The 11,106-nt window shown below is 61.2% G+C and carries 12 protein-coding genes; 10 read left to right on the top strand and 2 right to left on the bottom strand.

The features are described 5' to 3' along the window. Positions 1-6: 6 nt before the first annotated feature. A complete protein-coding gene (locus tag B3V69_RS06260) occupies positions 7-1,098 on the bottom strand; it encodes an AraC family transcriptional regulator (RefSeq protein ID WP_296444819.1) in 1,092 nt (363 codons plus the stop codon). Positions 1,099-1,258: 160 nt separating this feature from the next. Here B3V69_RS06260 and B3V69_RS06255 point away from each other — a divergent pair, with 160 nt between their 5' ends. The 10 genes from B3V69_RS06255 to B3V69_RS06210 all read left to right on the top strand — a co-directional run bounded on the left by B3V69_RS06255 (position 1,259) and on the right by B3V69_RS06210 (position 10,306). Continuing rightward, on the top strand, positions 1,259-2,476 hold the full coding sequence (locus B3V69_RS06255; RefSeq protein ID WP_296444817.1) for an ABC transporter substrate-binding protein: 1,218 nt from the start codon (positions 1,259-1,261) through the stop codon (positions 2,474-2,476). Positions 2,477-2,488: 12 nt separating this feature from the next. Next, on the top strand, positions 2,489-3,343 hold the full coding sequence (locus B3V69_RS06250; protein ID WP_296444816.1) for a branched-chain amino acid ABC transporter permease: 855 nt from the start codon (positions 2,489-2,491) through the stop codon (positions 3,341-3,343). Between the two features lie 7 nt (positions 3,344-3,350). Then, positions 3,351-4,289 carry a branched-chain amino acid ABC transporter permease gene (locus B3V69_RS06245; protein WP_296444814.1) on the top strand — a complete coding sequence of 313 codons (939 nt, stop codon included), beginning with the start codon at positions 3,351-3,353 and terminating at the stop codon, positions 4,287-4,289. Then, positions 4,286-5,032, top strand: a complete 747-nt coding sequence (locus B3V69_RS06240) for an ABC transporter ATP-binding protein (RefSeq protein ID WP_296444812.1) — start codon at positions 4,286-4,288, stop codon at positions 5,030-5,032. The genes B3V69_RS06245 and B3V69_RS06240 overlap by 4 nt, the downstream gene beginning before the upstream one ends. Then, positions 5,019-5,726 (top strand): ABC transporter ATP-binding protein, encoded by a 708-nt coding sequence (locus B3V69_RS06235; RefSeq protein ID WP_296444810.1) that lies wholly within the window; start codon positions 5,019-5,021, stop codon positions 5,724-5,726. Before B3V69_RS06240 ends, B3V69_RS06235 begins: the two co-directional genes overlap by 14 nt. 103 nt (positions 5,727-5,829) lie before the next feature. Beyond that, positions 5,830-7,476: a dihydroxy-acid dehydratase gene (locus tag B3V69_RS06230; protein WP_296444809.1), complete on the top strand. Its 1,647-nt coding sequence runs from the start codon at positions 5,830-5,832 to the stop codon at positions 7,474-7,476. A 156-nt stretch (positions 7,477-7,632) separates the two neighbouring features. Beyond that, positions 7,633-8,610 (top strand): NAD(P)H-dependent flavin oxidoreductase, encoded by a 978-nt coding sequence (locus tag B3V69_RS06225; protein ID WP_296444807.1) that lies wholly within the window; start codon positions 7,633-7,635, stop codon positions 8,608-8,610. Positions 8,611-8,777: 167 nt separating this feature from the next. Beyond that, a complete protein-coding gene (locus B3V69_RS06220; RefSeq protein WP_296444805.1) occupies positions 8,778-9,263 on the top strand; it encodes a type II toxin-antitoxin system HigB family toxin in 486 nt (161 codons plus the stop codon). A gap of 344 nt (positions 9,264-9,607) precedes the next feature. After that, positions 9,608-10,024 (top strand): hypothetical protein, encoded by a 417-nt coding sequence (locus B3V69_RS06215; RefSeq protein ID WP_296444803.1) that lies wholly within the window; start codon positions 9,608-9,610, stop codon positions 10,022-10,024. 153 nt (positions 10,025-10,177) lie between these two features. Next, positions 10,178-10,306, top strand: coding sequence for a hypothetical protein (locus B3V69_RS06210; RefSeq protein ID WP_296444801.1), 129 nt, complete (start codon positions 10,178-10,180; stop codon positions 10,304-10,306). 55 nt (positions 10,307-10,361) lie between these two features. Here B3V69_RS06210 and B3V69_RS06205 read toward each other — a convergent pair. Then, a partial coding sequence (locus B3V69_RS06205) for a LysR substrate-binding domain-containing protein (RefSeq protein WP_296444799.1) occupies positions 10,362-11,106 on the bottom strand: 745 nt, incomplete at its 5' end.

The following is an 11,106-nucleotide window of genomic DNA, read 5'->3' as shown; positions in this document are numbered from 1 at the left end:
TGACGGTTACGGGTATCCCCGCAGGGGCTCGTGCGCCACGAACAGCCCGGGTCTGGGAGCCTCTTCAGTACGCAAATGGGAACCCACAAGCTCCGAGGCGATGTGCGCGCGGTACCGCCCTGGCGACAACTGGAACCAGCGCTTGCAGGCACGTGTGAAATTGCTCTGTTCGGAAAAGCCGAGCAGATAGGCCGCCTCGGCAAAGGAAATATGATGCTGTCCCAAATAGCGGTGGGCAAGTTCGCGTCGTGTGTGGTCCAGTAGCTGGTGAAAGGATGCGCCCTCTTTCTGAAGCTGCCTTTGCAGCGTGCGCTCGCTGACGCACAGCATGCCCGCGATATCGTCACGCCCCGGTTCACCATCGGGCAATTTACGCATGATCAGTTCGCGCACCTGGGCGCTGACCTGCGTGCTTTCCATCTGATCCACGCGTTGTCCGGCGAAACGGTCGAGCAGATCGGCCATCATCGAGTTGGAAGTAGGCAGCGGCAAAGCCAGATCGGCACGGGAAAACACGATGCAGTTGGTTGCCGCGCTGAACAGCAAGGGGCACCGAAAAACGTCACTGTAGGACTGCACGTTGGCAGGGGTGTGTTGTGTCAATTCAACCACCAGTGGCTGCAATTCCCGCGCGGTCATCCAGCGGCAAAATGTCAGCAGAATCAGCAAAGCAGATTCAAAGCGTTGTCTGGGGACCGGTCGCCCACCGCCGAATATTTCAAGGGTGACTCGGCAGCCTTCGCCCTGTTGACTCAGGGTCAGCGTGCTCGCGTCACAGATGATGCGCATAAACCGTACCAGTCGCTCCAGTCCGGCGGACAGGTTAGCGCTTGACATCATGGCGTAACCCACCACTTCGAAACTTGCCGGCCGGACGGTGTGGTGCGATGAAAGCCCTATCGCGGGGTTGCCAGAACGCGCCTCGGCCAATTCCCACAACAAACTGAGTTTTTCTGTCGGACAACCTGTGTTCGTACTGGCAAGGGCCTGTATGTCCAGGCCGATTTCCCGGCACAAGCTGTCCACATCCAGACCGCTGCACGCAAGTGCATCCACCAAGCCCCGAACCCACGTAGCCGAGATGCTTCGTTGGTGCATTCTTTTCCCTTACTGGACATAAGCGTTCGTGGGAACCTGTGGTTTACCCTGGCTGTCAAAGCCAACTGATTGGCCGCCAAAGCCAACAGGTATCGAACTTCGATTCATATCATACTGCCGTAAGCAGTATCGCAACATCCCATCAATCAAGGAGTGAGACATGACACGCAAGTTTGCAATCAAGCGATTGGCCCTGGTGGCCGCCCTGACCGTCAGCTCGGCGCTGGCGTTTGCCCAGGCCGACACGCCCATCAAGATTGGCATCACCACACCGATCCAGTTACAAACCGGACGTGACACGCGCGACGGCGCAAAGCTGGCCATCGACGAGATCAATGCCAAGGGCGGTGTACTCGGGCGCAAACTGAGCATGACGGTGGCAGACGAGACGGAAGATCCGGAGAAGGGCATCAGCGCGATCAAGAAGCTCACCGGCGACGAGAAGGTCGACGTGCTGATAGGCGGCTATACCTCCGGCGTCACGCTGGCAGAGCTGCCGCACATTACCGCGACGAAAACGATTTATCTCAACGTGGGCGCCGCATCGCCGGCAATCAATGCCAAGGTCAAACAGAACTACGAGAGCAACAAGTACATCTTCCGTGTCGGGCCCATTAACTCGCTGCATCTGGCGCGCAGCCTGGTGGGTTACATGACCGGCTTCCTCAAGGGCGAGCTTCAGATGCAGAAGATAGCCGTGGTTGGCGAAAGTGCGAAGTGGGTGCAGGACCTGCTGCCAGTGCTCAAGAAGGGGGCGACCGACGGCGGGCTGGAAGTGGTCATGGCGGAAACTTTTGACACCAGCACCACCAACTTCTCGCCGCTGCTGTCCAAGGTCAAGAACAGTGGGGCCCAGTACCTGTTGGTGATCCTGTCGCACGCATCGAGCGATGTGTTCGCCAAGCAATGGTATGACGCCCGCATTCCGGTGCCGTATGGCGGGATCGACGTCAAGAGCCAGGACGCCGACTTTTTCCAGCGCGTTGGCGGCAAGGCACTGTCCGAGGTGGCGGCCAACTTCATTGTGCGTGCACCGCTGTCCGCGCGCACCATCCCCTTCCTTGACGCCTTCAAACAGCGCCATGGCCGCGAGCCGGTCTACACCGGCACTGGCGCCTATGACGCGGTGTATGCCTATGCCGAAGCGGTCACGCGCGCCAAGTCGTTGGACACCAACGCCATCATCAAGGAGCTTGAAAAAACCGACATGCCTGCTACCGTCGGCCGCTTGCAGTTCGATGAAACGCACGACGTGAAAGCCGGCCCCGGCTTGGTCAACGCGCTGTTCGCGCAGTGGCAGGAAAACGGCAAGCGCGTCATCGTCTGGCCGAAGGACGCGCGCAACGGCCAGTACATCCAGCCTGCCTGGCTCAAGTAAGACCGACGGAGCATGATGGATATCCTGGTCCACGGGGCGGTCACCAGTGCCATCTACGCGATGCTGGCGGTGGGCTTCACCCTGGTGTTCGGAGTGGCCCGTATCCTCAACCTGGCGCACGGCGCGTTTTATGCGATGGGCGCCTACCTGGCTTACCTGTTCGCGGTGGTGCTCAAGCTGCCGCTGGCGGTCGCCGCGTTGCTGGCGATCGGCCTGACGGCACTGTTCGGCCTGCTGGTCGAGCGGGTGCTGATCCGGCCCCAGCGCAGTTCCGCGATGGCGGTCATGATGGTGACGCTGGCGCTGTCGCTGGTGGTCGAGCAGATCATCCTGGTCACCTTCGGTTCCGAAGTCATCAACGTTCCGGCATTTGTCGATGTCAAGTTCACCATCGGCGGCGCCGACATCGGCGGCCAGCAGTTGCTGGCACTGGTCGTGGCGGTGATCGCGCTGGCGGTGCTGTGGATGCTGGTCCAGCGCACGCGTGCCGGCGCCGCGATCCTCGCGATTTCACAGGATCCGACGGCGGCGCAGTACATGGGCATTCCGATTGACCGGGTTTACGGCTGGATTGTGGCGTTTTCCGCTGGACTGGCGGCGCTGGCGGGCGTGATGGCCGGGCCGTTTTTGTCCGCATCGCCGCACATGGCCCTGCCGGCGCTGACCAAGGCCTTTGCGATCGTCATCGTCGGTGGTCTGGGCTCGCTGCCGGGCAGCATCATGGCCGCCATCCTGCTGGGGTATGCCGAGACCGTGGTGGCTTACCTGGTGTCTTCGTCTTGGACGGAAGTGGTATCGCTGACGGCGGTGCTGCTGACCCTGTTGTTGCGCCCCGCCGGTTTATGCGGCAAGCAAGCTGCTTTTTGAGGGACGCATGAAATTCACACTGAAACAGGGCGTGCTGGCCGTCTTCTGCCTGCTGTTGCTGATCGCGGCGCCCTGGCTCGGCGGCAGCAGCTATCTGACCGGCGTGCTGACGGTCAGCCTGATTTACGCTGTCTGGGCGATGAGCTGGGATTTCTTTTCGGGTCTCACGGGACGCGAAAACTTCGGCTATCCGCTATTCATTGGCATTGGCGCTTATGTGAGCGGCTACCTCAATGTCAATCACGGCCTGTCGCCATGGCTGTGCATGTTGTTGGCGATGCTGTTTGCGGCACTGGTCGGCGTGCTGCTCGGCTTCCCGACACTGCGCCTGAAGGGGCCGTATTTTGCATTGGCGACACTGGCGGCGGGGGCGATCGCGCAGCGCTTGCTGTTGATTTTCTGGGAATATTCCGGCGGGGAAGAGGGCATCCAGGACGTCGCGCCGCTGGTCGCCAATCCGCTCGCGTTCTACTACTTCGTGCTGGCTGTGACCATCGTCAGCGGCGTGGTGTTGGTCGGGTTGGCGCGATCCCGCTGGGGCATCCTGCTGCGTGCCATACGCGGCGACGAGGCGAGCTGCCAGGCGGCTGGCATCAACATCACTTTTTACAAGATCGTGGCGCTGGTGATCAGTGCCGTGTTCGCCGGCATGGGCGGCGCGCTGTATGCCAGCTATCAGATGCAAGTGAGCCCGCAGATCGTGTCGGTGATGATGCTAATCGCGATCGTGACCATGGTGTACGTCGGCGGCATCGGCTCGGTGTACGGCGCGGCAGGTGGTGCCATCCTGTTGTCGCTGCTCGGCGAGTTGCTGCGCGGTGCTGGCGAGTATCGGTTGCTGGTGTACGCGCTGCTGCTGATCATGGTGATATTTTTCTTGCGCGACGGGGTGGTGGCGCCGCTGTGGAAGCGGCTCGGCACATCGGGCAAGGGAGGCCGGGCATGAGTGCCATTCTCGAAGTCACCAACCTCACCAAGAGTTTTGGCGGGCTGGCGGCCGTCAAGAACGTGTCGTTCTCGGTGCAGCGCGGCGAGATCGTCGGCATCCTCGGCCCCAATGGCGCCGGCAAGACGACACTGTTCAATCTGCTGACCGGGTTCATGATGGCTGATCAGGGCCGCGTGGTCTTCGACGGCCGGCCGCTGGTCAAGGCGGCGCCCTACCGCGTCGTCAATCTCGGCCTGGCGCGCACTTTCCAGTTGTGCCGGCCGTTCGTCGGCATGACGGCTCTCGAAAACGTGATGGTGGCCTGCTTCTCGCCGCGCGGTATGGCCAGCGGTCAGCCGCCCGAGGCCAGGTCGCGCAAGCTGCTGGACGATGTCGGGCTGGGCCACAAGGCGGACATGCCGTCCGAGCTGTTGTCGTACGGGGATCAGCGGCGCCTGGAAATCGCGCGTGCGCTGGCGACCGATCCGAAACTGTTGCTGCTGGACGAGCCCTTCGCAGGCCTGGGGTCGAGCGAAATCGAGCCCTTGTCGGCGCTGATCCGCAAGCTGCATCGGGAACATGGCCTGACCCTCCTGATCATCGAGCACAAACTGCGCGAATTCATGCAATTGGTACAAAGCGTGATCGCGATCGACTTCGGTGAAGTCATTGCCAGCGGCACGCCAGAAGAAATCGTGCGTCATCCGAAGGTGATCGATGCTTATATTGGCAAAACGGAGGTTGAACTTGGCATTGCTTGACATCAAACAACTGGCTGCAAGCTATGGCAAGGCCGTTGCGCTGGAGTCAGTCACTCTCGATGTGCAGCCGGGCGAGCTGGTCGGCGTGCTGGGCCCCAACGGTGCCGGCAAGAGCACCCTGCTGAAGGCGATATCGCGCACCTTGCCGTCAAGCGGCACCCTGGATTTCAAGGGCAAGTCCCTGCACGGGCAGGCGCCGCACCAGGTGGTCGGTCTCGGGGTCTGCCATTGCCCTGAAGGGCGCCGTCTGTTTGCCGAACTGACGGTGCGCAAGAATCTGGAGCTGGGCGCCTACCTGCGCCACGACCGCAAGGAAATCGAAGCGGACATGGAAAAAACGTTCGAGCTGTTTCCGATGCTGCGCGAACGACTCAACCAGCAGGCCGCGACGCTGTCCGGCGGCCAGCAGCAGATGGTCGCGATCGCCCGCGCATTGATGGGGCGACCTACGCTGCTGCTGCTCGACGAGCCATCGGTAGGCATCGCGCACCGGCTGAAGATCGAGATTTTCGATGCCATCCGCTCGGTTGCCGCCGCCGGGGTCGCCGTGCTGATGGCGGAACAGGATGCACAGAATACGCTGCGTGTCGCGCAGCGCGTATTCGTGCTGGAGAACGGCAAGGTCGCGTGCAGCGGCAGCAGCGAGGCGATGAAGAACGACGACCATATCCGCCGTATCTACCTCGGCGTGTGAGGGCCGGGATGCGATCTTGCGTAGGTCACCGGAATTGCCTTCGTTCCAGCGCCGTGCCCATGGCACGGTCTTTTAAAAAAAGCACGTTAACGAGAAAACTCCCATGACCAGCACGAAACGCAGCGATATCATTTCCAACAGCGCCAGCCCGATGATGAACATGTTCCGCAAGGGACTGCTCCACGGTGCCGGCTTCAACACGGACAAACTCAAGACCCGTCCGCTGATCGCGATTGCCAACTCGCACACCGAGTTGACCACCGGGCACTCGCACCTGAACCTGCTGGCCAGGAAAGTGCGCGACGGCGTGCTGGCCGCCGGTGGCGAGTGCGCCGAGTTCAACGTTCCCGCGCCCTGCGATGGGGTGGCCATGGCCCATGACGGCATGCGCTTCATACTGGCGCAGCGCGACCTCATCGCCGACACCGTGGAAACGCACATCCGCTCCCAACCCTACGACGGCGTCGTGATGATCGCCGGCTGCGACAAGATCAATCCCGGCATGATGATGGCTGCGGCGCGCCTTGATCTGCCGGTGATCTATCTCTCTGGCGGTCCCGGCCAGATGGACATTCGCAATACGGCAGGCCAGCGCAATTCGATTGACCATGGCGACTACCAAGACGACCAGCGCCTTCTCTCCCAAAGCCTGAGCTGTTCGACCTGCGGCGCGTGCGAGATCATGGGCACCGCCAACACCTTCCAGTGCCTGGCCGAAGTTTTCGGTCTGTGTCTGCCGGGCACCAGCAACATCCCCGGCTACCACAGTGACAAGTTGGACGCCGCGCGCCGCACCGGCGAGCGCATCGTCGAAATGGTCAAGGAAGGGCTCAACTCGCGCCAGATGTTCACGTCGGCAGCTTTTCGCAATGCGGTTCGCATCGCCATGGGCATCGGTGCCTCCACCAACACGGCCCTTCATCTGCCTGCCATTGCGCACGCGGCGGAGGTTGCGTTTTCCATGGCCGACTTTGAAGCGGCCAGTGACGTGCCGACGCTGCTTGCCGTCAGCCCCAACGGACCCTACGGGATTCAGGATCTGTGGGCGGCCGGCGGCATGCCGGCGGTGATGAAACAGATGCAAAAATACCTCGATACCAGCTGCATGACGGTCACCGGCAAGCCCTTGCAGGCGATGATCGACGCTGCCCAGGTCATCAATAGCACGGTGATTCCAGCGCTGGAGCAGGCCTTCCGTCCGACCGGTGCGCTCACTGTGTTGCGCGGCAATTTGGCGCCCGACACCGCCATCATCAAACAGGCCGGCGTCGATGAATCCATGCGCCAGTGCCAGGGACCGGCCATCTGCTTCAATTCCGAAGAACAGGCGCTCAAGGCCATCGCCGAAGACAAGGTCAAGCAGGGCGACGTGGTGGTGTTGCGTTACCTCGGCCCCAAGGGCGCGCCGGGCATGCCCGAAATGCTGGGGGCGACCTTGGCGCTCAAGATGAAGGGGTTGAAGAAGACCGCGCTGGTCACCGATGGCCGCTTCTCCGGGGCAACTTCCGGCCCCTGCGTCGGCCATATTTGTCCGGAAGCCTGCGACGGTGGGCCGATCGCGCTGGTCGAGGACGGCGACATCATCGAGATCGACATTCCCAACCGGCGCCTGACGCTGCATGTCGACGACGCGACACTCACTAAACGGCGCGAAAGCTGGACGCCCTTCGAACGCGAAGTGCCCCATGGCTTCATGCGCTTGTATCGCAAGCATGTTCGCCCTGCTTGCGAGGGAGCGGTTCTCGACTGAATTTTGACCGGCGCTCAAGCTGACTGCCAAGCGCGGTCTGGTGATCGCCCGGCGCTTTATTGCGACACAATCCTTGTTCGACTGCTGCGTTGCGAATTGGGCACAATCGAGCGGCCGTTATTACTCTGCAATCAATCCTAAAGGACAACCCACGTCATGAAAACTCAAATCACGGAACTGTTTGGAATTCAGCATCCCATCATTCAGGGCGGGATGCACTTCGTCGGCCTGGCTGAACTGGCCTCGGCGGTCTCCAATGCCGGCGGGCTGGGCCTCATCACCGGACTGACCCAGCGCTCACCCGAGTTGCTGGCAAACGAAATCCGACGCTGCCGCGAAATGACCGACAAACCGTTTGGCGTCAACCTCACGTTTCTTCCAACCGTCTCGTCGCCCGACTATCCCGGCTACATCCGGGCGATCATCGAGGGCGGCATCAAGGTGGTCGAAACCGCCGGCAATAATCCGCAAAAGTGGCTCCCCGCGCTTCACGAAGCGGGCGTCAAGGTGATCCACAAATGCACTTCGGTGCGCCACGCCCTCAAGGCGGAAGCGATTGGCTGCGACGCCGTCAGCGTGGATGGTTTCGAGTGCGGCGGCCATCCGGGTGAAGACGACATACCCAACTTCATTCTCCTGCCGCGCGCGGCGGATGAACTCCGCATTCCCTTTGTCGCTTCTGGGGGCATGGCCGACGGCCGCTCCCTGGTCGCCGCGCTCGCGCTCGGCGCCCAGGGAATGAACATGGGCACGCGCTTCATCGCCACCCAAGAGGCCCCGGTGCATGAAAACGTCAAACAGGCCATCGTTGACGCCAGTGAACTCGATACCCGCTTGGTGATGCGTTCCCTGCGAAACACCGAACGCGTACTCCGTAATGATGCCGTTGATCGGCTACTGGAGAAGGAGCGTTCGCTGGGCGTCAATCTTAAATTTGAAGACATCATCGACGAGGTTGCCGGGGTCTACCCACGCATCATGCAAACCGGCGACATGAACGCGGGCGCATGGTCCTGCGGCATGGTCGCCGGACTGATCCACGATATTCCAACCGCGAAGGAGCTGATCGATCGCATCATGGCGCAGGCCGATGACATCATCAGGCATCGGCTGACCGGTTTTCTGACCGCGTGAATGTCGCGCTACGTGGGCTAGGGCACAGACGGCGCCAGTCGGGCCTGCTCAAATGAATCCATCGACGCGTGCTGGTACACCCTCAAGGAGGGTGGGCAACGCGGTGGAGATGGACATGTATATCGGTGGCGGCGCTCTCTTGCTCATTATTATTCTTCTCCTGATTTTTGTTCTGTAGAACAGTCGATCGCGAGTTCTGGCAGAAGCATCCAGAGGCGCAAGGTGTCTTGCGCGAATGGCACTCGGTGGTGGAGGCCGCTGAATACGCGGACTTCGCCTATGTCCGGGAATTTTTCAATTCTGCCGACTACGTGCTGCCCTGTACCGTCTTCAATGTGGGCGGCAACAACTATCGTTTGGTGGTCATCGTCCGATACCGGTTCAAAAAAATCTTTGTGCAAAACACAGCGAAGCTGATTTCAATTGAGCCAGCGCACCCCAAAGACCCGCTACGTTTTCTGATGGAGGCGCGTGGCTTGAAGCGAGAAGACCTCGCAAGCCTTGTTCCGCAGAGCAATTTGTCGGCGATTCTGGCGGGCAAGCGCAAGATCAGCGCGACACGGGCAGGCAAATTGGGCAAGTTCTTCGGCATTAGCCCTGCTGCATTCGTGCCAGCGCAATTGGCCAAGCTTGGGTTGCTACAAAATAGATAGCATATTGCGCTTATTCGATGGGGGCTACAGGCCTAAATCCCTAATAGCGATGGTTAGCCTTTGTTGCCAGGCCGCTCGCCGTGCCAGCCTATCTCGGGGCTATCGCCTATTTCCCCGCTACGTGGGCCAGGGCACAGACGGCGATGTTTGCGCCTGCTCAAATGAACTCATCGGCGCGTGCTGGTACACCCTCACGGAGGATGGGCAACGCGATGGAGATTGACATGTATATCGGTGGCGGCGCTCTCTTGCTCATTGTTCTTCTTCTTGTTTTTTTTCTGTAAACACTCCCTCGCGAGTGGACCCGTGCCCGCGTGACGTGGGCCCGAAACAGGAGTCAGGTGATGGACAACAAATTTCCGACCTTCAATTTGCCGGACGCAGAGGCTCGCAGCTTCACCGGGCGTCAACGCGAACTGCAACTGTGGTGGGACGGCTTGCCCGCCGGGGTGCGCTCACCGGTGTGGCCGGGCATGCTGGCGACGCTCATCATCGTTGGCCTGCTGCTGGCCTTTCACCAGGTTGTGCGCGGGGCCGTGCAGCAGAGCGAGTTGCGGCTCAAGGCCACCGCCATGTACAGCGAGGCGACTTGGCGCTGCAACACCTTGCGCGGCCCGAGCGCAGTCGAGAGTTGTCTGTTGCAACTCAAAGCGCAGGCCGAGAGCAACGCCTTGCGCCAAGCCCAGAACACGCCCGGGGCGCACCCATCGAATGTTCAAGCCGTCATGATGACCAATCTTGATTTGCTATCAAATAGATAGCTTCTTACGTATATTCGACGAGGGCTGCAGACTTAAAAGTCTTGTAACGATTTTCAAACTGCGGACGCAGTTGCCGGGTGCCGCATCATCTGCAGCGAGCATCGCAACGTCGATTGGGAACACCCGCGCGGCCCCTGCGAGCTGGGTGCCAATGTGCTGGCCTATCCCGAGGGCGTGCTTTACCGCGGCGTGACGGTGGCTGATGTGGACGAGATCTTCACCAGCCATCTGGAAGGCGGCAAGCTGGTGTCGCGCCTGTTGGCCGCCGAGGCGGTCTGGTGACGATGAGCGAAGGTCAACCCAGCAGTACCTCCGCGACGGGATGGGGTCTTGCGTGCTAGCCCGTGATGATGGGGCGCAAGGCATCGATTTCGTCGACCAGAAAGTCGAACAGCGCCGCCACGCGTGGCGTGCGCCGCAGCTCTGGCGTGGTGAGCACGCGCCAGATGCGGGCCAGCTCCGGGATCGGGCCCAGCACCCGCACCAAGTCGGGCTCGGCGTCACCCAGCGCGGTCGGCAGGGCGGCCAGGCCGACGCCCGCTTTCACCGAGTAGAGCAAGCCGAGCACACTGTTGTTGCGCGCCACGACATGCCCGCTGGGGGCCACCTGCTGCAGCCATTGCGTGGCCCGGTGGTTGGGCATGGTGTCGTCAAAGCCCACCCAGTCGTGCTGCTCAAGATCTTCCACGCGATCCGGCTGGCCGCGCCGTGCCATGTACTTGGGGCTGGCGTAGACCGCCCACAGCGAATCGCCGACCTTGCGGCCGACGAGCGCGTTGTCCTCGGTGTCACCCGAGCGCAGGGCAATGTCCACGTCCCCTTTGGCAAAGTCGAGGTACTTGTCACTCATCACGAATTCCACTTGCAGCCCGGGATAGCGGGTACGGAATCGGTCAAGCAGCGTCGAATGGGTGAGGCGGTACATCAGCGGTTCTGGACAGGTCATACGCACCACACCCGAAACTTCGCGCTGGAACGCCTCGACGTGCTGGGTCAACGCCACCATGGCATGCTCCACCTCGCGGGCCAGGGGCAACAACTGCTCGCCAAAAGCCGTCAGGCGATAACCGCTCGGGTGGCGC

This window comes from Rhodoferax sp. UBA5149 (genome assembly GCF_002413825.1).
GTDB lineage: Bacteria > Pseudomonadota > Gammaproteobacteria > Burkholderiales > Burkholderiaceae_C > Rhodoferax.
The sequence above is the reverse complement of the archived record's forward strand: the minus strand, read 5'-3'. Positions and strand labels throughout refer to the sequence as shown.